Annotated in this window: 15 protein-coding genes; 8 read left to right on the forward strand and 7 right to left on the reverse strand. The window is 62.4% G+C overall.

Going from position 1 to position 25018, the window contains the following annotated elements; genetic code table 11:
• Positions 1 to 122: 122 nt before the first annotated feature.
• From ACXYL9_RS03180 to ACXYL9_RS03190, 3 genes are read right to left on the reverse strand one after another with little or no spacing between them, the layout of a single operon-like run.
• Positions 123 to 2114 (reverse strand): DEAD/DEAH box helicase, encoded by a 1992-nt coding sequence (locus ACXYL9_RS03180; protein WP_459038141.1) that lies wholly within the window; start codon positions 2112 to 2114, stop codon positions 123 to 125.
• The gene (locus ACXYL9_RS03185) at positions 2111 to 7579 is read right to left on the reverse strand and encodes a DEAD/DEAH box helicase (protein WP_459038142.1); all 5469 of its coding nucleotides are present in this window, start codon (positions 7577 to 7579) and stop codon (positions 2111 to 2113) included. Before ACXYL9_RS03185 ends, ACXYL9_RS03180 begins: the two co-directional genes overlap by 4 nt.
• Positions 7576 to 10569 carry a hypothetical protein gene (locus ACXYL9_RS03190; RefSeq protein ID WP_459038143.1) on the reverse strand — a complete coding sequence of 998 codons (2994 nt, stop codon included), beginning with the start codon at positions 10567 to 10569 and terminating at the stop codon, positions 7576 to 7578. Before ACXYL9_RS03190 ends, ACXYL9_RS03185 begins: the two co-directional genes overlap by 4 nt.
• 232 nt (positions 10570 to 10801) lie before the next feature.
• Between ACXYL9_RS03190 and ACXYL9_RS03195 the strand changes: the two genes are divergently transcribed.
• Genes ACXYL9_RS03195 through ACXYL9_RS03210 form a run of 4 tightly spaced genes read left to right on the forward strand, consistent with a single transcriptional unit; the run spans position 10802 to position 15286 of the window.
• Positions 10802 to 12160, forward strand: a complete 1359-nt coding sequence (locus tag ACXYL9_RS03195) for a DNA cytosine methyltransferase (RefSeq protein WP_459038144.1) — start codon at positions 10802 to 10804, stop codon at positions 12158 to 12160.
• 3 nt (positions 12161 to 12163) lie between these two features.
• Entirely contained in the window at positions 12164 to 13369 is a 1206-nt protein-coding gene (locus tag ACXYL9_RS03200; protein ID WP_459038145.1) for an MvaI/BcnI family restriction endonuclease, read from the forward strand.
• 50 nt (positions 13370 to 13419) lie between these two features.
• Entirely contained in the window at positions 13420 to 14781 is a 1362-nt protein-coding gene (locus tag ACXYL9_RS03205) for an MvaI/BcnI family restriction endonuclease (protein WP_459038146.1), read from the forward strand.
• Entirely contained in the window at positions 14738 to 15286 is a 549-nt protein-coding gene (locus ACXYL9_RS03210; protein WP_459038147.1) for an endonuclease III domain-containing protein, read from the forward strand. Before ACXYL9_RS03205 ends, ACXYL9_RS03210 begins: the two co-directional genes overlap by 44 nt.
• An 18-nt stretch (positions 15287 to 15304) precedes the next feature.
• Here the strand turns inward: ACXYL9_RS03210 and ACXYL9_RS03215 are convergent, their stop codons facing one another.
• Together ACXYL9_RS03215 and ACXYL9_RS03220 are read right to left on the reverse strand one after the other, a co-directional pair.
• A complete protein-coding gene (locus ACXYL9_RS03215) occupies positions 15305 to 16486 on the reverse strand; it encodes an HNH endonuclease (protein WP_459038148.1) in 1182 nt (393 codons plus the stop codon).
• Positions 16483 to 16836 (reverse strand): nucleotide pyrophosphohydrolase, encoded by a 354-nt coding sequence (locus ACXYL9_RS03220; RefSeq protein ID WP_459038149.1) that lies wholly within the window; start codon positions 16834 to 16836, stop codon positions 16483 to 16485. Before ACXYL9_RS03220 ends, ACXYL9_RS03215 begins: the two co-directional genes overlap by 4 nt.
• A gap of 203 nt (positions 16837 to 17039) precedes the next feature.
• Here ACXYL9_RS03220 and ACXYL9_RS03225 point away from each other — a divergent pair, with 203 nt between their 5' ends.
• The 4 genes from ACXYL9_RS03225 (at position 17040) to ACXYL9_RS03240 (ending at position 21593) form a co-directional block, all read left to right on the forward strand.
• On the forward strand, positions 17040 to 17357 hold the full coding sequence (locus ACXYL9_RS03225) for a hypothetical protein (protein WP_459038150.1): 318 nt from the start codon (positions 17040 to 17042) through the stop codon (positions 17355 to 17357).
• Between the two features lie 317 nt (positions 17358 to 17674).
• On the forward strand, positions 17675 to 18802 hold the full coding sequence (locus tag ACXYL9_RS03230) for a glycosyltransferase (RefSeq protein WP_459038151.1): 1128 nt from the start codon (positions 17675 to 17677) through the stop codon (positions 18800 to 18802).
• Positions 18799 to 20094: a glycosyltransferase family 4 protein gene (locus ACXYL9_RS03235; RefSeq protein WP_459038152.1), complete on the forward strand. Its 1296-nt coding sequence runs from the start codon at positions 18799 to 18801 to the stop codon at positions 20092 to 20094. The genes ACXYL9_RS03230 and ACXYL9_RS03235 overlap by 4 nt, the downstream gene beginning before the upstream one ends.
• The gene (locus tag ACXYL9_RS03240) at positions 20091 to 21593 is read left to right on the forward strand and encodes a lipopolysaccharide biosynthesis protein (protein WP_459038153.1); all 1503 of its coding nucleotides are present in this window, start codon (positions 20091 to 20093) and stop codon (positions 21591 to 21593) included. Before ACXYL9_RS03235 ends, ACXYL9_RS03240 begins: the two co-directional genes overlap by 4 nt.
• Here the strand turns inward: ACXYL9_RS03240 and ACXYL9_RS03245 are convergent, their stop codons facing one another.
• Both ACXYL9_RS03245 and ACXYL9_RS03250 read right to left on the reverse strand, forming a co-directional pair.
• Positions 21594 to 22940 (reverse strand): O-antigen ligase family protein, encoded by a 1347-nt coding sequence (locus ACXYL9_RS03245; protein ID WP_459038154.1) that lies wholly within the window; start codon positions 22938 to 22940, stop codon positions 21594 to 21596.
• Positions 22937 to 24991 (reverse strand): GumC family protein, encoded by a 2055-nt coding sequence (locus ACXYL9_RS03250; protein ID WP_459038155.1) that lies wholly within the window; start codon positions 24989 to 24991, stop codon positions 22937 to 22939. Before ACXYL9_RS03250 ends, ACXYL9_RS03245 begins: the two co-directional genes overlap by 4 nt.
• Between the last annotated feature and the right edge of the window lie 27 nt (positions 24992 to 25018).

A 25018-nucleotide genomic window follows, 5' to 3' on the forward strand; every position in this document is an offset into this window, starting at 1 on the left:
TCTCGCACAAGCACTCGAGCTCAGTACATGGTGCGCAACCAATTGGGAGAACCTTCCGTGCCCTAATGACCGGGTTGAGTTTACCTAGGAGCTATCGAAGCCGCGTTGGAGGTCATCCCCTTTTACCGAGTAGACAGGACTTCAACGAAATCCGGATTCCGCTTGGCCGCTTCCCGGATCAATTCGATGACCGGTCCTTTCTTCTCGGCGAGACATAGCACAAGAGTGTCGATCGGCCGGGTCAAGGCGATCATCGCCCATCTCCAAGCGGCAAGGGTCGCTGCTCGGGACGGGTCGACGAGGGCGTTACCATCCCGCTGAGCGATCTCGTCGAGCTCCTTGTCGTAGCGCCATCTCCACCCCTCGTCGAAAGCCTCGAGCACCGTGGTCCACCCCTCCAGACCCCGGCAGGAGTCGTACTGGACGACCCGGAAAGCGTCGATTGACCGTGGAAAATCGCGCCTCGTGTCTAGGTCAACGGCGTCCCAGGTCTCGTGACCTAATGAGTGCAAGGCTCGGGCTAAGTTACTTGTCCTATGATTGCTTTTCTCGGTGACTTCGCTCGGAGGAACACAATGTAGGAAATCGATTTTCTCGTTGCCCGCATCTCGCGCCGAAGCGACGAGTTGGTCCACGAGGTCGGCGTGGTCCACGTACTTGCCTTCGAGTATGATCACGCGACCACCAGCGGCCTCGTCGTTCGGTTCGACTTCCCAATTCAACCCGGCAAGCCCCGCGACACTATTGGCAAAGATGCCGAGGTTCTTTTTCATGCGGAGGCAGCGCGATAGCGAACGCTCGTCGGCGACTTGCCCCGTGGACAGCGTCTTAGACCAGTCCGTTGGCTTACCGCGAAGAAGTTGTTCGCGCCCGTCCGCGATCGAGATGCGCTCACCGCCATAAATGGCCGACAAGAGCTTGGCCTCCGTTTGCGGCCAGTCTTGGCCCTCATCGACGATAATGGCGTCGTAGTCGAGGCCCTCGAGATCGGCGTTCCTGATCGCCTCGATTTCGTCACGAGACACGGCCTCTCCCTCGATGAGTTCGAGACCGTCTTCGCAGTGCTTGAGATAGCCTGAAAAATCACCTTGATCGAATTCCTCAGGTCTTGTCACTCCTAGGCGCGACAACCAAGTCGAAACAAAAGACATCGTTGTCCTCACGTCGATACCGCCACCTTCGTACGACGCCGGGACACCGAGCAGTGAGAGCAGCCGCTGGATATCGGCAGCGAGCGCGATGTTGTAAGTCAAGACGAGTACTCGGCGTCCGTGCTTTTCGAATGCCGCGTGCGCAGCTTGCATCATCATCACGGTCTTGCCGGTGCCCCCGTGCCCTCGCAGATGAACGCGCTGCTTGCCGAGCAACGCCGCGAGCTCCTCGGCCTCGGCTCGACGGGAGGCAATCCGTAGCATCCTAGCGCTATCGAGCTGGCTCGGTACCACCTTCTTAAAGATCGGTGCCTCGAGCGCTTTTCTCGGCACCTCCCCTCGCGAGGACGAGAGAGAGTACTCGCCGCGCCATTTTCCAACTCCGTTCACCCCGGCAATTGCCGACAAGAGATCGCCAGCCGAGAAGCCAGATGCAACGGCTCCTGCCTCTGGTCGTGTGTAGCCGGCTTGCTTCGGCAACTCGCTAAGCCCGTCTAGGACTACGCACCTGTAAATCCACGCATCGAGATGTTGGTGTACGAAGTACTTTTGAAGAGCGTGCAGTTGCTTGACGTTCTGATCCGTCGCGCTTTTCCATTTCCCCTGATAGCGCACATTCACCTCGTCGCCGTTGATCGAGATGCCATCGCTATCCTGCCCCTTGACCTCGATCGCGGCCAAGAAGTCGTGCACGCGTATCTTCACGCCCGAGATCGACTTCCCATCCCGGTCCTTTATCGGTCTCCGCACCGCGAAGAAGCGAGGCCTCTTGAATACGGCGCCGATCACGATGTCGATGTCGCTCACCTGGTAGCCCGAGAGCTTGGTGTTCGCGGCGATTTTCACCATTTCCTCGGTTGCCGGGCTCTCCTCTATCCCGGGCCATTGCTTGATGAAGGCCGCCTTGATGGCCTGCGCGACGCGGTACTCGTGCGAGCCCTCGATGCCAATAAGCTCGATCATCCGTGCAACCTCAGGAAGTAGGTAACCGGCCGGGCGACGAAGTCCCGTGTGTCGACAAAGGCGACCTCGGCGTATTCCCCAAGAGACGCCGCCACGCCTGCCTTCGCGGCCTTTTGAGCTTGCTGGGCCAGCCCATCCGCGGTGTGCCAAAGAGGGTGGGATAGGACGATGGCCCTTTCGCCGTGCGAGATGGCGACCAGACCGCCGTGCTCCGAAATATCAAGGGTGCTCCCATTGTTGCGCGCGAGCTCGACGAAAGCCCTAACAGCGGGATCGCCTTTCCCCTTGAGCCAACGAGAGGTGTCCAATGGTATGCCGAGTGCGATCTCGGAAAGGTCGAGGGCGAGGCGCCAGTCTAACAGGCCATGACTGAAGCGGTTGCCGTAATTGCGCAGGCAATCCGGACACGAGCGATCGCAGTTACCCGCATGTGTAGGACGAGACCAACGCTCCTTTTCGCGCCGGTAATGCGAACCTAGCCAGGCCGACAGGTTCGCAGGTTCTGAAGCCATGCGGGAATATCCCGCGCCGTTCTCCAGCGCGTCGGCCAAGAACAATTGCTCGGTACGCGTTTCATTGAGAAGCAGGAGTTGGCGACCAATCCGGAACTCGTCTGGCGACACGTCGAGCTCGAAGGCGATCGCCTGTTTCAAGAACTCCGCAAAGGACGCGAGAGCGGGTCGTGCCGAGGGTTGGTCGATCACGTCGAGGACGCCGTGCTTGCCAATTCCCTCGGCTCCCTCGAAGACGCAGCTCATCACGTCGGTCGTGAAGACCGCGCCTATCGCCCCTCTTCCAAGTGTCTCTGCCGCGGCGACTTGTCTGGTTATGCGATTATCTCGATAAGCGATTTCCTTGACCACCACCTTGTCAAAGCCACCGTCGGCGAATTCGAACTGCCTTGTGTCGTTGTCATTAACCAACGCAATCGCGCCCTTCCTGAAGGCGAGCTTGAGCGGGCCGCAGCGACGCCCGTCGTCATATTCGGGCTCGAAGGACATGATCGGCGGGGGCAGGGCGGGGCCGCGCGCGCGGCGGCCATCGTAGTCCTGCGTCTTGTTGAACGCGAGGAATCCGCGTGGCTGGAACAGGGCGAACTCGAGGCTCTCGTTGCCGCAGACCGCGCAATTCTGCGCGTCCCCGTGCGCAATGGCGCCGCACGAGGCGTCGATACACCGGGTGTAGGTCACGGGAGCACCCAGCGGGTTAGCCTCGTTGTAGCTGCCATTGAAGCCATCTCGCTTCACCGCGAAGCCGTACGAGCTGTAGAGCCGCTTGTCCTTGGGGATCTCAGCCCCCGGGGAAAATGCCCAGATCGCGTGATCGAGTGGGCGGTCACTCAGAGCGAGGTCATCTGCCCTTTGCCCCGGTGCATCGTGGTAGAGCGTTCGAACCTGTGAGGGGAACCCGAACATCGGGAGTATCCCCGCGATGGCCAGCCGATGGCTTAGCTCTTCCTGGATGAAGCGCTCGTCATCGACTGCCTTGTCGATCTTCGCGACGAGCTCGCGGCGAGCGAAGTCCTCGACATCCGACAGTGCACTAGCATCGAGCGGGGTCAATGCCGACAAGCGCGCGATCACCTCGGAGGCCTCGGCGCTCTTTGCCAGCCAGCTTGCCACGCTCTCGCGGTAGGATTCTCGCCACTCGTCTTTCCTGCCAAAGGCCCCGTGCGTGCTGTCGGCGGACCTGGCGGGAGCGGCGCTGCCTAGGGACAGGAAGGCTCGACGCAGGCACTCAGCTGAAACCACGCGTTGAAAAATTTCAGCCCGGGTCAAGTCGAGCTTCGGCTGGGGAGGGACATCCCCGGTCATTCTCTCCGGGTTGTTGAAGTAGTAATCGTCGTGAGCTGCCCCGCGTGAGACCGTGACGGCGTAGCTAAAGGCCTGACCGGCACGGCCTGCGCGGCCGACACGCTGTTGGTAGTTGAACCTCTGCGGCGGCATGTTCGCCATCATGACGAGCTTCAACGATCCGATATCGACGCCGACTTCCATGGTCGTCGTTACCGAGAGCGCGTCGATGCCGTGGGTCTGCTCGCACTCTTCGCCAACATAGGCTTGGCCCTTGAAGAGTCTCTGCCTCTTGCGTTGTTCGGACAGCGGCTTGGTCTGGCCCGTCAATTCCCAGGTCGAAAGTCGGTGGGGCTCTTCCTTCGAGGCCCAGGCGTAGTAATCGTCTTCCAAGTCCTTGACCGGCTCGAAGCTCTTCGAATTACAGTAGTCGGTCGTACACACCGCCACGGGGAAAACTAGGCCGACCCGGGAACAGCTCTTGCAGCGCCGCGGTTCGAGGGCTCCGGCGGGCCGAAGCTCAAGCTTCGAGGTTGTGAAGTCATCTGTCCGCAGGATCCAGTTCTCGTTCATGACCCCTAGGCCGATCAGCCGGTCACGTACCTTCTCTCCCAGCTCGTGTGGTTCCATGCCGAGTTCGCGCGCGGCCTTCTCGATGTATTGGCGCGTCTGGGGTGGCGGATTGATGACATTGCGGAACTTCTGGCTGCCAACGAAGAGCTTCAAATAGCCTAGAGTCCGGACGACGTTCGACAGTATGCCGTCCGCCTTAGCAGCGTCGATGCCCAGCGCGGCAGAATGATCACCGGCAACGCCGATGTAGCCGACGCCGGTCGACTCTATGTCCCGGCCGGCGCGGTCGAACAGCGAGGTAGCGATCTTGCCGGCACATAGCTCGGTGTAAATCTCGAGCCCCTGATTCTTGATTTCTGGCGCCGGCTCTTGCCAGCTAGCGCCGGCTGGCTTCTTGAAATACTTCCACCACGGGGCGCCAAGACGCCTTTCGACGGAGTGCTCGGTTCCAGCCGGGTTAATCCCCTTGGCCGCCATGGTGTCCCTGATCGAAGAGACGAGGGACGACCAGCCGATGCCGCTGGCCGCACTTGCCTCGTCGAGCCTTGTGAGGGTCTCCTTTTCCTTGTCCTTTGCAAATCCCGCGGCCGTCAACCTCGAGGCGTCCCAACTACCCGGGGCCACGAGCTCGGCCTCGGAAACAAGAGCTTCTTCCGCGGGGTCTAACTCACGCGAGGCCGAGGACTTCGCGAGCTCTAACAAGGCCGCGCTCGTCGGTGCACCGGCTGGGCGGGCACTCGCGTAAACCATCTGTCGTACGAGGTCGCGAAAATGGTAGAGCTCCAGCCCCGCTGCAAGGTCGGCGGCATCATCCCTGCTATCGGTAAACGCTATCATTTTCTCGGGCTTGCCGTCCTCGCTAATGGCGACGGCCGACCGGTCAGCGATAAGCTGAGTCGTTGCATTGAGACCGGTCCTAAGCCCGCGGATCGGTGTTTGGACGGTTCCGGAGTAGAACTGTTCGAGGTTCCGGCCATTGAAGTAGCTCTTTTCGCTTCCGCAACGTGGGCAACACTCGGGCAGGCCAGCGACGCCGGTCTCATCGGCCGGTGGGCAATAAATCACCCCGGTCCGGTCATTTTCGCCTGTTGCCGGCTTCAGCACCCCGAGCCTCGGGTCGAGGTTCCCGGCCATGAACTGGAACCTGCGCGTCTTGTTGTCGTTCGCACCTTGGTGTGTCCAAGACCCGTTTTCAGCGGGTACGGACCCGCCCGGCCAGTACCACCTGAACTGGTAGTACGGGCGCTCGAACACGAGGCCGGGTGGGACCACCGCGGTCCCGGGGCGGGTGGACTCGAGGAAAACGTTGTCGCCCCAGTCGCGTTCCGGGGGAGGGGGCACGACGAAGCCGCCGAGGAAGGCCTCGCCGCAGTCATAGCAATACAGCAACTCTAGGACCTGGCCCCCGCAAGCACATTTCATGGCCGGGGCCTTGAACAGCTTGCCAATCGCCCGTCCCTCGGTCCGGTACGCGTGATCGACTTGGTCACACGACGGGTTCGAACATGCCCACATGCCCTGCACTTGGCGAACGAACGCGTGGGACCTGAAACTCGGTTTCGGCTTCTCGAAGGAGCCCTTGTTCTCGAGCTTCGCCGCCGCGAGCACGGCCTCGAGACCTTCCGTCGGCGGCTCGTCACCGAAGAGGGCGGCTTCGATCGAAGATAACGGGGCAGGGCGCTGGATTCCGTCTGGGCCAGTCCCGGCAGCCTGGCAGGCAGCGGCAAGCGCGATGCGCGTCGAGAACCGGCTGTTGAGTTCCGCGGCGGCGGCTTTCTCGACCTCGACGTCCCCCGATTTCAATCCCGGGATAGCGCGTGAGACCGCGTCACGGTCAAGCGGCAGTTCCGCGTGGAAGGCTTTCGGCCGACCGGGTAACACCACGAAAGAAGTGCGATCCACACCGAAGAACTGCTCGAGGTACTCGCGGCCTTCCTCTCCCTCGAGAGATGCACTCGTCCCGATACACCGCAGTTGCGAGGAATCTGCCGAGATGCCAAGTCGGTCGAGCAAGTTCCTGACAACGAGTGCAACCTCTGTGCCTTGCGTTCCCCGATAGCCGTGGAGCTCGTCGACGACCAAGGTGAAGGTCGCGCCGGGATCGCTTTCGAGCCAAGACCTCGTTTGCTCGAATATCGGCGCTTCCACTTGGCGCATGAGCATAATGTTGAGCATGCTCGTGTTGGTGATCAAGATATCAGGCGGTGTGGCGATCATGTCCCAGCGAGTGAGCAACTCGCCAGACCTCGGGTCGGAGAACTGCGAAACTGCCTCGATGAGCTGGTCTTCCGGAAGGCCCTGCGCCTCGAGTGCTTGGCGGAGCTGGTCGGCCTCTCGGGCCACGTCCTTCAGCTGCTGCCCGACGTCGTTGATCCGGGTCCGGTCCTTGGCCTTCAAGTTGGCGGGAGGCATGTAAGTCCCGCCGATCGTGGAGCCGGTATACCGGCCGAAATAGAACAGGGGCGAGCCCATGAGCTGCTTGCCCCGGATGGCTGCTTGGCGAAGGCGAGAGACCTGATCTTCTACTAGCGCGTTAGTGGGATAGAGGACGAGGGCCCGGACGGCCGGGGTGACCCCGTCGCCGACGTTGTGCCGCGCGTTGGCCCAAGACTTGACGCCCGCGTCTAGGGGCCGGTTCCACCAAGCATTCACCTCTAGGCCACGCGGCATCGCCGAGCGCTCCTCGAGTAAGCGGGCGAGAAGGGGAAGTAGGAAGCTCTCGGTCTTGCCCGAGCCGGTGCCGGAAGTGACTACCACGTTTTTCCGACCCGCCGCGTCTCCAGCCAGCGCGTACTCGAGCGACTGGGCCTGGTGCTCTCGCAAGTTTATATCATCGCGTCCGAAGACTAGCTGGCCCAACCGCTCGCCGGTCCAGCTCGATACCCCCGCCTTCTCGCAAGCTTCGGCGACAGGCACCACGGACGGGTAAACAGGTACTGCCTCGAGGAGAGGCTCCTGTGCCATGACGCCGGGCTCTAGAAGAAGTGCTCGCCTCTCGGCCATGACCCCCTCGTCGCGCATCCAGAACGCCGAGTCGTAGTACCTGAGGTAAGCGTCGCGGACGTAGTCCATGACAGAACGGGGATTACGCGATGTCACGAGGGGAGGTCTCCTTGGTACAAGATAGCGAGGACCCGCGCGGCGATTGAAGGCGGGACCCGTGCGAAGGTCGATGTGCGCGATTGGACGCGGGGGAGCTCGCCAGAACAAGCCACGAGGGCTCTGCCTAGCAACCCGGGAGGTTCGCATCCCAGCAGGCAGGTGAATTCCCGCTTCTCGGCGTCGTACGTGTGGAGGCGGACGCCGAGAGCTCGCGCCGCGGCGAGCTTCGCCAGCTCCTGCGGGGCCGAGAAGGCATTCCCTGACTGGTCCTTGAAAACGTAAGCGTTCCCTGCCCTCGTGACGCGGTACGCGCCGGGGACCCGCGTCTCTTCAACCGTACGCCAATGTCCATGATCGAGGTCGAAGCGCTGGATTTCTGCGCCCACACCTAGCGTCGCCGGGATAAAGACGTCGAAAAGACTACCGGCGGCGTCCACGTACGACGCGATCCGGCTGGCGGCGTCCTCGGTGATCCGGATCGAGCGTCCATGGCCGTCCTTGATGCCAGCTAGGACGATCTCGGTATCGACCGGTGTAAAGCCTCGTAGCGTTACGATCGGCGGCTGCGCGGGCATGCTTCTTATCTCGAGATCGCCGCCGGCATCGACCGCCCCGCCTCTCAGCGCCGCGACGAGCGATTGGCTCCTAAAACCAGTCAAGACTGCCTCGGTCTCGCTGATAAACGACAGAGTAGCGGGGGGAATGCTCCAAGCGCGCGGACGAAAGGCCGGGTTGAGCTCGAGATCGACGTGGCCAAGCCACGACAGGTTCCGCAGTAATGGGCCAGCCCGCCAGGCGTCGATGGCAGAGGCGGAGGTAATTTCCTCGAAGGACGCCACGCTACCAGTGCCGAGGAAACTAAGCGCGTCGAGCCAGAGACCCATGTCGTCGAGGCGCTCCTCGCTCCGCGGGGCTGTCGGCTGGCTGCGGGGGACAGCTCGCTTGGCGGTGGCTCGCGACTTGACTTGCTTTTTCTTTACCTTCCGGCGGTGGAGATAAGCCACGTTGCAGTGACTACAGGTCACGTCGACCGGCGCGTATTTCGAAGCGCTGGGCAGGACCTGCGCGTATTTCAACCAGTGGAAACCCCGCACGGCACAAGGGAGGGGTTCAAGCTCCTCGGGGGTCATTCCGCGCCTGTCGACGAGCTCATCGCCTTGGTGCTCTTCCTCGTGAACCGGCGGCTCCGCTTCTTCTTGCCAGTCCTCGCCCAGTAGCCGGCCTAGGTCCTCGAAGCTCGCGAGGATATCAAGGCTGGCATCGACCAGTTCCGCAGGGGGAGCTACCATTCCTACTACGGCGTCATCGGCGGACGGGTCTAGCGGGCTTGCACCCAAAGCACCCGTGTAAGCGAGCAAGCCCCTGCCGCTTCGATCCAGCGGACGCGGGCGGTTTGCAGACCGGAAGAGCAAGCTTGCCGTGCCCTGCGTCTTGCCGTCATCGTGGCCCTCGATGAACACGTTCCCGGACTCTGGCAGGTAGTCCGCCAGGTCTAGAGTGACCTGCCGGCCACACTCGGATTTATCCGCGAGGACATCGCCCTCGTTATTGGTACCTTCGAAAACCGTGATCCTGGTCGGGGGGGCTTCGCCGTCGAATGTCACGAGGGGTGGACGCGATGCATGCCAGATGCCGCGTGCCAGCCGCGTCCCCCGCTCGAGCTTTAGTCCGGCGGAGCGCGCGACCGGGGACAAGACTGCCTCGAACCCCTTGATCTCGTCGAGCGCCTTGAAGACCCTGACGCCCTCGTAGAGCACCCAGCCCCGGGGCACGCCCTTTAGGTTAGCCGGTGTTGCGAGCGTGTAGCCCGGGATCGCGACTTGCTCGAGCGCGTCCTCGATAGCCCCTCGCAGCTTCGGCTCGTCGCGAACGAGCACCACGTTCTCGACCCCGAACGACACGCGGTTGACCTCGGTCCAGTAACTTCCCTGTTCCGATCGGCTCAATGGAATCGCGGCACGACCGGCCCACGAGAACTTGCTGCCGCCGGGCGCGGCAAGCTCGATCCCCTGCAATAGCGTCGAGGAGAACGCGAGAGAGGACCTCGGCTCGAGCGTCTTGACCCCCCCGAACCTCGTGTTCGCGAGCTGGAAAGGCTTACCGCCTGGCCCCTCGAGCTCAACTGGCTCTCCGCTCGCTTCCTTGCCCAGCCAGAAGTTCGCCGACCTCGAAAGCAAGTCGTGGTTATAGGCCATCACCAGCGACAGGCGGCTTGCGCCTGAGCTCGAGGCCTTGCCGTCCTCGACACGCTCTTCCTTCCATTCCTCGAGCTCGGCGATGACGACTTCGCAGATTCTCCCCCGAAGCTCGGTTTTCTTCCAAGCTCCCTTGAACGCGTTCGTCGGGCGAGACGTCGTCACCCAGGTCGAGACGTATTGCTCGACCTCGGCCTCGGTGATCTCGTCGGTCCCCGAGAACCCGTACTTCTCGAACATGTCGTGCAGTCGCTGGCGGTCTTCTTCTCGCACGATCGCCTGCGACATGGCCACGCCGACGTACTTGTTCGCGTTGACGGCGCGCGCGGTAGGTCGTCCGTAGCGAAAATCGGTATCGGCGAGCCATCGCGAGAACGACCTCCAGAAGGGGACCGTTGACTTGCCGTGCTGGGACAACCGTTGCACGGGTAAGCCGACGAGGCCCGCGAGGCGCTGGTAGTAGTTGCTCGCCCGGAAGTCCCCGTCCGACACCATGAGCTCCGCGGCGTGGGAAAGCACGAAGAGCAGGGCGGTAAACGGGGGGAGGCCATCTCGTCCCGACCGGCTCCAGCGCCTGCGCCGTAGGTCGATCTTCGAGTAGGGATCACCGCTCTGCTCGAGGGCCTGTCCCACCACCTCGCAGCAGTGCGCCTCGACCTCGTCTTCGTCTACGTCGAGGATGTCAGCGACACGTCTCCGCCCCGCGTTGTCGAGCACGAGGTAGAGCGGCCTCGATTCGAAGCGCCCATCGAGAAAGGCCTGGTTCAAGGCGTCGTTGACAGTCTCGAACATTCCCCCTCCCCTTGGAGCTACATAAGATGAACCGGGGCGGTCTTGTCTAGTGATTTTCTTACGAATTCAGTAACATCACAGGGTCTTTCCCTGCATTTATTCGTCTTGCTCTCGTAAAAGCGGGTAGCCGATTAACGGGAGCCAAGTCTTACCCCGGCGGCTGGCGAAGCATGTTGTGTGCAAGTTCGACTCGCGAGTTGACACCGGGCTCCTGCTGGTTTGTTGGTCGGCCATGACTTCCAAGCCCGACTTTACCATGATCGACCTGTTCGCCGGGTGTGGCGGGCTGTCGCTTGGCATGGAGAACGCGGGCTTCACGCCGGTTTTCGTGAACGAGCTTAGCCCCGACGCGATGGATACCTACCTCGCGAACCGGCACCACCTCATCGACGGAAAGCCCTTCGCCGAGCAAGAGGATTTACGCTGCCACGATGCCCACGAGTTGAAGGGCAAGCGCCTCGAGAAAATGGTTGACGACCTCACCGCCATCGGCCTGTCATTTCCCCCCAGGGGCAAGACAGTTAAAGTGGGCGGGGGGACGCTCGACCTCTTGGCCGGTGGGCCGCCTTGCCAGGGCTACTCGGGGATCGGTCACCGCCGGTCATACAGCGTCGATAAGAAGGACATCCCTTCGAACCAGCTCTACAAGCGCATGGCCAAGGTCATCAGGCGAACGCGCCCCCGGATCTTCCTATTCGAGAACGTGCGCGGCATCCTGACCTCGAAGTGGACCAAGGAAGGCGGGCGCAAGATCTGGCCGGACGTCTGGGGAGAGTTTCGCCGGATCCCGGGGTACGAGGTTCGCTACACCTTGGTCCGCGCGTCGGACTACGGCGTGCCGCAAAATCGCCCGCGTGTCCTACTAGTAGGGATCAGGAAGGACATCGTAGCCGCGAGCACGATCCTGCGACCCCGTGAAGACGATGAAGACGCGGTAGAGTGCAACTTCCTGCCGGGAGGAGACCCGTCCGAGGCTCCAGACCTCGTGGACTTGCTCGGCGACCTCGTGGACGAGGAGGTCGCCAAGTTCTTCGAGGACGCCAGCTATCCGAAAGGCAAGCTCGAGACGGCGAGCTATCCCCGGCCCGCCGAGACCCCCGAGCAAAAGGCGATGCGGGCCAAGGCCCCAGGGCACGAGAACCGCGGGGCAGGCGAGTTGACCGAGCAGGAATACTCGAAGCATGCCGCGCCGATCGTTCGCAAGTTCAGGGCCATGATAGACAGCGGCGGCGAAATACCGGACTGGGCAAAGACCAAGAAGTTCGCGCAGCGCGTTCTACCGGCACGCTGGGGCAACGCTCGCCCCTCGATCACGGCGACATCGCTGCCTGACGACTACGTGCACTTCTCGCAGCCGCGTATCCTCACTGTCCGCGAGTGGGCACGCCTCCAGTTATTTCCCGACTGGTACCGTTTCTGCGGGAAGCGCACGACCGGGGGAATCCGCCGAGCCGGCAACCCGCGAGAGGGCATCTTTGATCGCGAGGTGCCGAAGTACACCCAGATCGGTAACGCCGTGCCCGTTGGCCTCGCCGAGCGCGTGGGCAAGCATTTTCGACGGATCTTGGAAGACGCGGAAGGCAAGGCCTAGCCCTTGCCACTGCGGGAGCTCACCCAGACCGAAGAAGAAAGGCTCAAGGAGCTCTCGTCCGAGGCGATAGACTTCGCCCTGCTCAATCCTACACGGACCGCGTTCTCCAAGTCGATCATGGACGCGACCGAGCCGGTTAGGGAATTCCTCGCCTCCAATAAGATCCACGATTTCGCGGTTCAAGGACGAGGTGCTGCAAGCAACGGCGTGCGTCTTCCAGCCTCGTATTACGGCTCGGACGAGGACGTCGGAGTCACCGTCTCGCTGTATCGCCCGGAGGCCAAGCCCGAGCGCGGCGGTGACCCGCGGATATGGATTTACCGGCTCGGCGACTTGGCTAGTCCTGGCGACATCCTCGCGCTGCTAAGCGACGACGGGAAGCTCGCGGTCATCAACGTGACGCGCGCTGACCTGATCAGTGCGCTTGCCCCCGGCAAGTCTGGGCCGCTCAAGCAACTCGTCCAGCGAGCGGCCGCCCGGTCCTCGGCAACAGCGATGGAGTTGCTTGGCAAGCTACGCGGCCTTGCGGCCGGAGGCTGGCTGCCGTCGGTAATGGACGAACGCCAGGACACTGCCATTGGCCGCACGATCGAGCACTTCCTCGGCATTCCAATGAACCCTGCCAAGGAGCCCGACTACAAGGGCATAGAGCTCAAGTCCGCGCGAATCAGGAAGAACCCGAACCGGCACCAGCTTTTTAGCCGGGTGCCGAAGTGGAAAATAAGCAAGTTCAAGTCGATGGGAGAAGTGCTCAGCCACTTCGGGCACGGGGCGGGCTCGCACCGTCACTTGAATTGCACTGTCCGCTCAACCGGCTTTAACCCCGACCGGCTTAGGCTAGCCGTGGAGCAGCAGGAGACAATCCTCGGGGAGTACACGGACAAGCCGGGGATCGGGACGTTCGCCCGCTGGCATATCGCCGATCTCAAGGATGCCCTCACGACGAAGCACGACGAGACTTTCTGGATCAAGGCGGTGTCGCACGAGCTCAAGGGAAGGGAGCATTTCGAGCTTGTCGAGGCCGTGCATACCCGCAAGCCACTAGCGTCACAGTTCGCCGCGCTGGTAGAGGTGGGTGCCATTACGCTCGACCACCAGATCAAGGTCGTGGAGAGCGGGGCAGTCAAGGAGCGGGGGCCATCGTTCAAGCTTAACCCGTCGTCGTTCGAACTGCTTTTTCCTCCCAATAGGACCTACCAGCTCGCGTGACGCCAGGACCTGCACTGGACCGCCGACTCTCGGATAAGTAGTAAGCCCGGGTGCTAAGCCAAAGCGACTTCCCGGTAGCCGAGGCGCTCGAGCTGCTTACCCGGCATGACCTCGAGGTCGCCCTCTTGGTGCCCACCCAGACGGGCATGGGAAAGTCCATCATGGATGCCACGGCCGATCTGCGCGACTACCTCGCGGCCAAGGGCTACCACGACTACGCGATGCAAGGCCAGGGACCGGGCGACAAGGTCGTGCGAGACGCGCACTTCGTCCAGCCAACGCGCCTCGTACCCACGCAGGTATCTCTATACCGGCCCGACACGAAGAAGGGCGACCCGCGGATCTGGACGGGAAAGGCGACCCGCGAGCTAGTGGTTCCGGGAAACCTCCTCGCGCTCCTCGTCGTCGACGGCGCGCTCTACGTGATTAACATGAGCGACGAGGCCACCCGACGCTCGCTCGGCGAACCGGCCTCGCCCTTGACGAGGGTGACGACGTTCGCGGCGAGACAGCGTGTCGACGTCGCGGGCGAGTTGCTCGAGATGATGCGAGACGTTTCGCGAAGGGGCTTTGTCAGGACTTTCCGGTCTGGCTCTACCGGGGTCGGGATGACGCTCGAGACCATGCTCGGGATCGCGGCCAATTCAAAGCAGGCTCCCGACTACAAGGGCATCGAGATCAAGGCGAAGCGCGGGGGCAAGAATACCAATCGTTCGACCCTGTTCTCGCAGGTCCCCGACTGGAAACTGAGTCCCGTAGGCTCGGCCATGGGGCTGCTCGAACGTCGGGGATACGTGCGCGACGGGCGACTGCAACTTTACCACGAGCTCGATGCCCGCCAGCCCAACTCGATGGGGCTCATGCTAGAAGTCGACGAGCCGAGCGACTGGCTGAAGCAAGTTCACGTCGAGCCCGTTACGAAGCAGGTTACCCACGACGCCACCTGGCAGTTGCAGAAGCTAAGGGACCGGCTGGCCCAGAAGCACCGCGAGACATTCTGGGTGCATGCCCACTGCCGCGGGAAAGGAGAGGACGAGGAGTTCCACTACCACGCGGTCGAGCACACGCGGGCACCAAAGGTGAGGAACCTCGAGGCCTTGATCGAGGCCGGCGTCATCTCGATGGACTACACGCTCTCCAAGATTTCGGATACGCGGGCGAGGGACCATGGTTACCTCTTCAAGATCCACCCCTCGAACCTCGGGGCGCTCTTCCCGCCGTCGGAGCGATACGCGCTCGACGGACCGCCTGACCCCGGGGCAAAAGCGCAAGCTCACCCTGCTCGCCCGCGACCTGCGCCAGTGGTCAGTCCACGCGGGCCGGACGTTCCCGTGGCGGTCCAGCAAGACCTCGACTTACGAGGCGGTGGTGGTCGAGGTCCTGCTCCAGCGGACGACGGCAACAGCGGTTAGCCGTTTCTACGAAGGCTTTTTCGCCCGGTTTCCACGTTGGGATAGCCTCGCGGCGGCAACCGAGACTGACCTCCAGGTTTTTCTACAGCCGCTTGGCCTTTGGAGGCGCCGTGCAGCGTCGCTGGTAGGACTAGCTCGCTACGCGGTAAGCCGTGGAGGCAAGCTCCCCGCGGACCCGGCCGAACACGTGGAAATCCCAGCCGTCGGGCAATACGTGTCGAATGCCGTACTCATGTTCCAAGAAGGCAAGGCGACGCCGCTGCTCGACGTCAACATGGCGCGGGTGATCGAACGTTTCGTGCGGACCCGGCGGCTGGCGGACATCCGGTACGACCCGTGGTTACAATCCGCCGCGCATTGGCTTGTGCGTCGCGAGCCGGCGGCGACCAACTGGGCAGTGCTCGACTTCGCGGCACTGGTTTGCAAGGCGAGGGCGCCCCGGTGCAGCGAGTGCCCGGTGTCGTCTCGCTGCGCGTATTTTCAGTCGAAGCGCAGAAGCGGGTAACCGCCGAGGCTACGCGCCTCACCCCGCTGGGAACTTCTCTAGTTTCTTGGCCAGTGCCAGCTTCGAGGGGCGCTGTGAAGGCTTGGCCGGGTCGGCGATTACATGCCCCGCGTACTTGGCGTACTCGGTTTCTACGAGGCTCGCGACAACCGACACCGCGCGTGTCTCGGGGTCGATCTTCAAGAGCCCTAGGTCGAACAGCGTGTGGATGTCTGCACGTAGCAAGATCCCGTTCGAGACGTGGTTCGACTTGGGGCCATTGTAGGGCGCTACGTGCGCTGCTTGCAGCGTTGGTGCGACCGCGCAACCCGACACCGCGCAGGTGCCGCTATAAGCTTGCACGAGGTCGTCGCGGAACTTGGCCTGCCCTTGCCGCACGGCGACCTCCCGTAGGACCTTTCTCCTGCCGTCTTCCTCGTCGTCCGGCACGAACGGCGGCACTTGCTCGGCCTGCTCGGCGAGCTCGACCATGTTCGCAGCGTAACCGGCCTCGATCGCCGTTGGCCTGAGCATGCGCATCACCGGCAAGAACAATTCCAGCACGTGGACGAGCTCGTTCTCGAGCCGGTTACCGCCTTCCGCGACCTCCTCGAACCCGAGGAAGCGGTAGACCGAGCCGCCGCCCCTCGGCGAGCCTTGGCCCTTGAGATAGGAGATCACCGCGGGGAAGTCGGCAAACGAGGACACCGGTCCCTGCCGCGCTTTCTCCCCGTAATGCCAGCCTTGCTCGCTCGAGAGCACATTCTGGATTTCCTGCGCCAGCTCGCTCGTCGGCGAGGGCAGCTTGGCATTCACGAGCGGCACGATCGAGCGGTTCTTTCGCTTGAGCTCGGCGTTGAAATAGTCGTCCTCGTGGATGGTCACGGAGAACCCGACCTCGACCCCGTTTTCCGAGGCGATGACGTAGACCTGCGGGAACCTCGAGAAGGCATCGGAATCACGGTTGATAATCGATGCCCACAAGTCGACGGGCCGCTGGCCTTGCACGCCCCCGTCACGGCCGAACCGACAGTTCCAGTCGTCGAGCTCCGCGGCCGCTGGCGACCGCGCGATCGCGCCTGCCACCGCGCTGCGAAGGTGCTGGAAGACCCGTTCGTAGCTATCCTTGTCGGCCTCGCTGACCACCCCCTTGGAAAAGGCGTGACCGGGCGCGTCCTTGTAGGTCTCGAAGACCAGGAAGTCCTCCGCGTCGACGCTCACCGGGTTTTCCTTTCTTGGCCGGGCCCGTCGGCTGGAAACCGCTGCTCGTTAGAGGCGGTCTTCGCGAGCGCCGCCTCGACGGGATCGATCCCCAGGTCGCCGGCCAAGAGCACGAGGTAGATGAGGACATCGGCGATCTCTCCGGAAGCCTCCGCGAGGAATTCCTCGCTGGTCCGCCCGGCCTCGATGTCGGTCTCGGACTTCCATTGGAACAGCTCGAGCAGCTCGGCGCTCTCGATCGATACCGACATCGCGAGGTTCTTGGGCGAGTGGAACTTCTTCCAGTCGCGGCGGTCTCGGAACTCGACCAGGCGGTCGTAGAGCTCCTTGGTGGTGGTCGTGTTGTCCATGTGGTCCCCGTTTCGCGCCGCGCCTCGGCATGGTCACATTCTGCCAAGAACGCTTCCTTTTCAAGGCAATCGCTGTCTTTGCCGGTCGCTTCTCTGCAAGATGCGTCGACCCACGCGCGCTTGTAGACGAGAAACCGCGGTGTAGAAGCGCGCGGGGGGTCGCCGGTGTTTTTACAGCGGACGGGAACGAGGAGCAGGAAACCATGGCTAGGCTGGACGAGATCGCGGAGGGCTTGGCGCGCGTGCTGCAAGTCGCACCGGCGCCAGAGCCGCTGCCAGTGGACCTCGTCAACGAGACTCCCGCCGCGGCCACGGTGCTGGTGCGCGCGGTGATCGATTGCTGCAAGAGAAACGGCACGATGCTGTCGCGGGTCGGGATATGCCCGGTGCTTGGAGCCGGCCTACTGCGCGAGCACGGCGATGACGGTTACGAGGGCGTGGCGATATACGCCGACGTGGAGTTAGAAGGCCGGGTTGCCTTCTTCCGTTACCCGGCTGGCGGCGCACGGGGGAGGACTTGAGCGGACGCTGAGAATCGCCAGCGCGCTTGTCACGCGGGCACCTGGGGAGTACCCTTTGCAAGCGAGGAGAACGGCGTTTTCGAGGGGCGAATCCTCGGGGCCCGTATCGGGGCCCCGCATTTTGGGACTCCCATCTTCCTGATTTTTATCAAGTATTTGAACGACTTGTTCGGTGCCTCTTCTGGCACCATTAGCTTGTTCGCTGGTGCAATGCGTTTCTCACATTCCATGCCAATTTAGCACAGGCCGGATTTGGGCCTCAGACCGATCGAGCACTCCTGATAGGTTTTCGCAAAGAAATCCTGTGAGGTTCCGAGATGTTACCGGCGCTGTTTTTTGCCAGCCTTTCGATGCTGTGCTGCCTGCTGCTGCTCTATCCCTATCTTGTCTATCCGCTGTTGCTCGCTCGCTATCCGCGGCGGGAGGTTGCGCTACGTCCGGTCGATTTGCAGTTTTCGCTGTTGTTCTGCGTTTTCAACGAGAAAGCCTCAATCGCCGGGAAGATTGCAAATCTGCGCGAGTTGAAGGCGCGCACCCCCAACCTGCAGATCCTCGTCTATGACGACGGATCAAGCGACGGAACGGCCGAAGTGCTCGATCAGGCGAAGGACGTCGTCACATTGGTGCGGGGAGAGGGGCGACGCGGGAAAGCTGCGGGTATGCGGCGGCTGGCCAGCCTCGCAGTCGGCGAGATCCTCGTATTCACTGATGCCAATGTCCTGTGCCGTCCGGATGTGATCGAATGCCTTGCCCCCTATTATGGCGATGCCGGGGTCGGCGGCGTGTGTGGAACCCTGCGATACGAAAACGAGGAATGGAGCCCGACTGCCGAGATCGGGGCGCACTACTGGAGCATCGACGAAAGGCTGCGCAGCCTGGAATCGGCGACCGGCAACGTCATGGGAGCCGATGGATCGATCTTTAGCATCCGGCGCGGACTGTATCCGACATTTCCCGACACGGTACTCGACGATTTTGTTACTTCGATGAGTGTCGTTTTCGCTGGCAAACGGCTGATCAAGGCGCCCGATGTCATCGCCTTTGAGCAAAGCGTGGCGCGGGCCGACGAGGAATTCCGGCGCAAGATTCGTATCGGCACACGTGCAGCCCACACGCATCGGTGGATGCGCGAACACTTGCGCACCATGAGCAGGCTCGACCGGTTCAAATATGCTTCACGCAAGTTCCTGCGCTGGTTTGGTGGCGGATTCTTGGCGGCAAGCATCGCCAACAGTCTGGTGGCCATTGCCTTCGTTTCCGTGCTCGCATCGGCAATTGCGGCACTGGCTAGCCTTCTGAGCCTGGCAATCATCCTGACCGCGAAGAACGGACCTCTAGCGAAAGTCGGTGAGATCCTGAGAGCATTGATCGCTACTCAGATCGGAGTGTTGCGGGGGATGCGCGGCCAGACCGTGGTGACCTGGGCGCCGGCAGTGTCGCGATGATGCAGACACCGCAGCCCGTCGCACAAGACCAGCATGTGCCGCTGAGGATCGCCTACCTCATGCAGCAATATCCAGTGCCGACGCAGACATTCGCCAAGTCCGATATCGCTGCACTTCGCGAACAGGGTAACCGGGTCGACGTGTTCACGATCAAACCCGGCGCGACCGATAGCGGCAGCGATGTTGACGTGCTCCGTCCTAGCTGGCGCGGGATATTGCGATGGCCTTCGGCACTATGGGCAGTCAGGCGCGCTCTGCCGCTACTGGTCGCTGCCATTGCCAGACAGTTTCCGGTTGCTCCGAAGACCGCCATGGCGGCTTTGATGTGCCTGCCGCGTGCGGCGGAGATCGCAGCGACGATCAATGCCGAACGCTACGACGTGGCGCATCTGTTCTGGTCGCGCCATGCCGTGCTTGTTCTGGCCTTTCTGGAGCAATTCGAAACAACCACAATCCGCAGCGCTTTTATCGGCGCTTACGACCTTGTCGCCGACGATTTCCTGGTCGAGCTGGCCTTCGAAAACGCGCAGGTCATATTCAGCCACGCGCGAGCCAATCGTGAATTCTTGGAAGCGCGCGCGGATGCCGATACCAGGCTCGCGATCATCCCGCGAGGGATACCGCTGCTGCCGCTCGATCCGACAGCCCGGCCCAATCCGGCTTTGTGGGTGACCGCGTCGGGATTGGTGCGCGAGAAGAACGTCGAGGGGGTCCTGCGAGCCTTTGCCGCTGCGCGAGCTATGGAACCGCACCTTACGTTGGAAATATACGGCGACGGGCCCGACAAGCCCAGGCTGGAGCGGCTGGCCGGGACCCTCGGCTGCAAGCAAGACATAAGGTTTGAGGGCCATGTCGAGCGCGAGGAACTGTTTGCTGCCATGCAGCGCGCTGATATTTTCCTCCTGCTCTCGACCAAGGCATCCGAACGCCTGCCAAACGTGATCAAGGAAGCGTTGTGGGCCGGATGCCATATTATCTGTTCCAACTCTCCGGGAATCGACGAATTAGTGCCGAGCGAAGACTTCGGCCTCGTCGTGGACCCGCAGGATGAGGCCGCGATCCTAACAGGCATCCAATCGCTAATCCGGCGCGACAAGTCGGTCGACGAGGAACGAGCGCGTAGGGTGCGAGGCTTCGTCGCCGACCAGTTCAGCGCGGCTGTCAGCATGGGCCGATATGTCGATCAATGGCGCGAGATGATCGATCTTCAGGGCAGGATTGCGGCCGGAAGCGGAAGCACGCCGCGACCACCTGCTGATCAATCTTCCCTTGTCGAAGCAAGTCCACGATGAACCGCAAGCCACTCACGCAGGAAGCGGTCGGCAATGTTGGCTGGCAAGCGCTCGTCATGGGGTCCAATTTGATCCTCAAGGCAGGCATCCTGATCCTGCTCGCGCGGTCGATGCCGGCTGCGCAATTTGGACTGGTTGCGGCGGCAACGGTCATCACCAGTCTTGCAACCGACTTCAGCCAGATGGGGGTCCATCGCGCTTTGGTGCAGCGGCTGCGGCTCGATCCGGCGCATATCCGCACAGCTTTCGCGCTGTCGCTGCATTCCGGCATCGCGGCCGCCGTCCTGCTGTTCCTCGCCGCACCGTGGTTCGCTGATTTGCTGAGGATCGAAGGTACGCAAAGCCTGATCCGGTTTCTCGCCCTGACGCTATTCGTCAGCGGTATTTCATCGGTCTCGGCCTCGCTGCTGGAGCGCGAGCGTCGCTTCCGCACGCTCGGCCTGATCGACCTGGCGAGCTACTTCACCGGCTTCGGACTGGTCGCTCTGCCGCTGGCAATGTTCGACTATGGCGCATGGGCGCTGGCAATCGGTCATTTGACCCAAGCCCTGGTGCGCTGCATGGCGATGATGATTGTCGCTACGCCTAAGATGGCGCTGATCCCGCGCTGGCAGGAGAGCAAGGACCTGTTACGAACCGGGATTGGCTTCTCGGCCGGACAGATCGGCAATTACCTCGCCACACAAGCGGACTACTTCGTGGTCGGTCGGTGGCTCGGTGCCGAGGCACTCGGTCTTTACAGCCGCGCCTACCAGTTCCTGATGCTGCCGACCCACATGTTCGGCAAGGTCACCTCCACCGTGCTGTTCCCCACGCTCGCCTCGATCCAGGACCAGCCCGAGCGGGTTGCGCGTGCCTATGTCCGGGCGCTCGGCATCATCGCGTTGATGACCCTGCCGGTGGGTGGCGCGCTGGCCGTACTGGCGCCGGAATTGATCCTGGTCCTGCTTGGGTCGAACTGGACGGGGATGGTGCTGCCGTTCCAGATCCTAGTCAGCATGCTGCTGTTCCGCACCAGCTACAAGATCAGCGATTCTGTCGTCCTGGCGATGGGTTCAATGTATCAGCGAGCGAGGCTGCAATTCCTCTATGCCGGAGCGGTCGCGGGCGGTTCTCTGCTTGGCCTCGCCTATGGTCTGCCCGGAGTGGCTGTTGGTGTCGGCAGCGCAGTGGCGCTGAATTACCTGATGATGATGACCCTGGCGCGGCGGGTCACGGGGTTGCCGTTGGGCAAGGTCCTGGGGGTCCAGCTCAAGCAGTTGCCCGGTGCTGTCGCCATTGTCGCGCCACTTTGGATTGCCGCCACCGAAGCGCGACAGGCCGCATTTCCCGACCAATCGGTGCTGGGCCTTGCAATGCTTGCGGGATTGTTTTCGACTGCCTTCGCATGGGTTGTAGTGCCGGGCCTGTTCGGGGCCGAAGGTCGTTGGCTTCGAGACCTGGTGGTGGACCGGATCGAAACCTTGAGGTCGCGTCGCGGAACGGCGCCGGCCGAGTAATCAGGCGGTCCGGCGGGTCCTGAATGCACGGGGTGGACGCACCTGGCGCTGCTGGCTTTCGGCCATTGTGTCCCCCTCCAGCGCCGGTCGCATGGCCGAAATCGCGCCCACGACAAACCAGAATAACGTGTCGTTCCAGAATGGCCCGGTGTTGTGGAACAACGCATGGACGGCATAGGGAACGAAGACGATCGCCACATGGCGCGCTTGCCAGAGCAGCCGCCCGATGAGCGGCAGCGCAATCAGCAGGGTGAGACCGTAAGTCGTGAGCATGTTGAGCAGGTAGTTGTGCAGTTCCGCTTCGCGCACTTCGCCCGCGCCTTCAAAACGGTAGAGCTCCTGCCAATAGGGTGCCCAGTGTTCGTGAGATACGAAGTCGAAACCATATCCGAATGGGTTGTCCTGGAACAGCATCAGTCCGAAAGTCATTAGCGGAAGGCGACCGGCTGCCGAGTTGTCGCCGACACGGAAGACGCGGTTCTCGGCCCCTTGCATGGCATCGACAATCATCGGCGCCGCTATGACCAGCGCCACCCCCATCACCGCCGCCGACAGGATAGTCACGGCGGACCCGTTTCGCAGGGCGTAGATGGCGAGAAATACGGCAGCCCCCAGGATCGGGGAGCGGGTGGCAGACAAGAAGGCGACTGCGGCCATTACCGCCAGTGCCAATATGATTACCGGATCGATCCTCCCGGCCGTACCGCCGCTATATGCGCAAATCCGTAGCCGCCACGCGCCATAGGCGGCAAAACCAAGGCAGGCCTGCGTGGCGAGATGGATCGGTGAATAGGAAAGTCCCATCGGGCGGCGGTTGAGAAACGAGCTGTCCTCGTGCAACTTATGCCCCTGAAAGCGGCCCAGTGCTTCACGCAGGTTCCACCCTGCATCGAGGCCGATAAACTGGATAGCCGCAACAGCAGCGCTGATGACGAATGCAGCGCAGATGGCCAGCACGGCGGCGCGTGGCCCGGCGAGGTCGGCAAGCATGGCGGCCAGCAGCAAAGTCACCGCGATTTGCAGATGAACTTCCATCAACATCCGGCCCATGATCGCGGGATCGGCGCCGTTAATCAAGCTCACGAAAGTCCCCAGAAAGGCCAGCAGGCCAGCCAAAGCCAGGACTAGTCCGTGCCTGCGGATGGTATCGACGAAATGATCCGGCCGGACGAAGCCGAGCATTGCCAGCAGGCCAAGTGCCAGTCCCGACCGGATCGGGATCGAGGCAAAGTCTAGCGAGATCAGCGCGACATTGAATAGAACCAGCACGAAAATCCCGCCCGCCGCAGCGTGCCGGACCGCCGGAGAAATGGCGGGACGCGCAACGCGGATGGCTCGCGCGCTCATGTCAGGTGCGCGTGCCAGTTGCCCTTGCCATAACTATAGTAGCTTTCCGCACTCTGGCTGGCGCCTGCGCGGCGGGCATCATATTTTGTCAGGATTGCAGCCGCTGGAACTGTATCCGGGAGCCGTGCCAGTGCGGCATCGAGTTGTTGAACCTCGGTCCGGTTCGCCTCAACCACCATGATCACCGCCTCGACGCTTTCGGAGAGCAGCACGGCATCGGCCAAGCCCATGATTGGCGGGCCATCGACCAGGACGATGTCGGCGAAGGATTGCAGCTTGTCGATCACGGGCCGGACGCGCTCAGGAGCCAGCAGCGCGACGAGATCGCCGCGAGCATGACCGGCATCGATCGCGGCCAGGCCTGCCCGGTGGTTGACCCGCGCCAGTGACGTCAGGTCAGCTTCGCCCGCCAGAGCCTCGGCGAGTCCGGGGTCCGCGCTGGGATTGCGCAAATCGGCATGGACGACAACAACGCTGAAGCCGAGCGTTCGCAGTCCGCGAGCCAGGCCCCAGGCCGAGGTCGATTTTCCTTCGTTCGCGCTGGTGCTGGTGACGAGCATCGAGCGCGGCATGGTCGCACCGCCAAAGTGGCGCAGGGCGGCAGCGATGGATTTATAGGCTTCTGATTGGGGCGAGCCGGCCTGCCGCAGCGCGTCGGCCATCTCGCTCCCTCGCGCCAAAGCAGGGACCGCGCCAAGGGCCGAGAGATCGACCGCTCCCTCCAGATCGTCAAGCGAGCGGATTGGGCGACTGATGGCCTCGCGCAGTAGGGCAAGGGCCATGCCCGCGATAACGCCCAGCACCAACGCCAGCGCCATGATCCATGCAGGCCGGGCCGAGCTAGGGTCGAGCGGTGGCTCGGCGCGGTCGACCAGCATGACATTGGCCGATGGAGCACCCGACGCGGCGGATACTTCCTTGTAGCGTTGCAACAGTCCGTCATAAGCCATGCGGTCGGTTTCGACTTGCCGTTCGAGCGAATTGTAGCCGACACCGCGTTCCTGCTCGGCCATGGCCTCGCCGCGCAGCCGATTGATGGTCGCCTTGAGCTGTGCTTCCTGCTGCGCCGCAGCCTGGTAGCGCTGGCGGAATGAAGCCTTGATGTTGGCTGCAAGGGTGGCGATTTCGCGCTCGAGCTCGTCGACTTGAACCTTGGTTGCGGCCACGGTCGGATATTCGTCAGTATGGCGCTGGCGATCCTGCGCCAAATCGGCCTGCAATTGCGCCTTGCGGGCCAGCAGTTCCTGGTAGGCGCGATTTTCCTGCACTTGCGGCAATGTCCTGGCCGATGCACCCTGGACCTGCGCCCATTCCTGTTGCGCATCGATCCGCCGGGCCGTCGCTGCCGCCAGCGATGCCGACAATTGATCAACCTGCTGGCCGGGCATCGATCCGATCTGCGTTTCTTCTCCCGAAGTGGTGCTGGTGAGGCCAGCGGTGCGCGCATATGCGAGCATCCGGCGTTCCGATTCTTCGAGCTTGCTCTTGGTGTCGTCGAGTTGTTCGAGCAGGTATTTCTGTGCCTGGTTCGATGTTTCCACCTTGCCGCGGACATTGTCTGCCACCAGCGCCGCGGCATAGGCGTTGGCGATGAGTGCCGATGCGTTGGGACTGCGGCTGGTGAAGGAAATTTGTGCAAGGCGCGTATTGAGACCGAGGTCCGCCAGCACGCCTTCGCGCAGCGCCTCCAGCATTTCCTCTTCGGTCGGGTTTTCGAGGCCGAGTGCTACCTGCACTGCCGGCATCTGCGACAGGCGGATCATTTCGGCGACTTCCAGCGCCAAGGTCTTGCTGTGCACCCGGTCGAGCTGGGTTTGCAGGAAGCGGTTGGCATCTTCGGGTTCAGGATCAAGCCCGGGCGCTGCGATGATTTGCGGTGTTTGCTGTTCCAGCTGGACCGATGCTGTGGCTGTGTAGGATTGCGGCAGAAGCAGCACCGCCAGCAGCCCCAGCGCGAGTGCCGCGAGCAGCGACCCAAGCAGCACGAAACGCTGGCGATAAAGCACCGCCCGCAACTGTGCTGCCGCATTCGATCGCGGCGATGCGCGCATTATCGATGGCGCTTCGAGCGCCCGCGT

Source organism: Qipengyuania sp. CAU 1752 (assembly GCF_054482615.1).

What these genes read in the sequence shown, in the direction of transcription:
- ACXYL9_RS03190 (WP_459038143.1), bottom strand. Translation starts at nt 10,569, where the DNA reads ATGTTCGAGACTGTCAACGACGCCTTGAACCAGGCCTTTCTCGATGGG.
- ACXYL9_RS03240 (WP_459038153.1), top strand. Translation starts at nt 20,091, where the DNA reads ATGAACCGCAAGCCACTCACGCAGGAAGCGGTCGGCAATGTTGGCTGG.
- ACXYL9_RS03195 (WP_459038144.1), top strand. Translation starts at nt 10,802, where the DNA reads ATGACTTCCAAGCCCGACTTTACCATGATCGACCTGTTCGCCGGGTGT.
- ACXYL9_RS03220 (WP_459038149.1), bottom strand. Translation starts at nt 16,836, where the DNA reads ATGGACAACACGACCACCACCAAGGAGCTCTACGACCGCCTGGTCGAG.
- ACXYL9_RS03180 (WP_459038141.1), bottom strand. Translation starts at nt 2,114, where the DNA reads ATGATCGAGCTTATTGGCATCGAGGGCTCGCACGAGTACCGCGTCGCG.
- ACXYL9_RS03245 (WP_459038154.1), bottom strand. Translation starts at nt 22,940, where the DNA reads ATGAGCGCGCGAGCCATCCGCGTTGCGCGTCCCGCCATTTCTCCGGCG.
- ACXYL9_RS03250 (WP_459038155.1), bottom strand. Translation starts at nt 24,991, where the DNA reads ATGCGCGCATCGCCGCGATCGAATGCGGCAGCACAGTTGCGGGCGGTG.
- ACXYL9_RS03230 (WP_459038151.1), top strand. Translation starts at nt 17,675, where the DNA reads ATGTTACCGGCGCTGTTTTTTGCCAGCCTTTCGATGCTGTGCTGCCTG.
- ACXYL9_RS03225 (WP_459038150.1), top strand. Translation starts at nt 17,040, where the DNA reads ATGGCTAGGCTGGACGAGATCGCGGAGGGCTTGGCGCGCGTGCTGCAA.
- ACXYL9_RS03235 (WP_459038152.1), top strand. Translation starts at nt 18,799, where the DNA reads ATGATGCAGACACCGCAGCCCGTCGCACAAGACCAGCATGTGCCGCTG.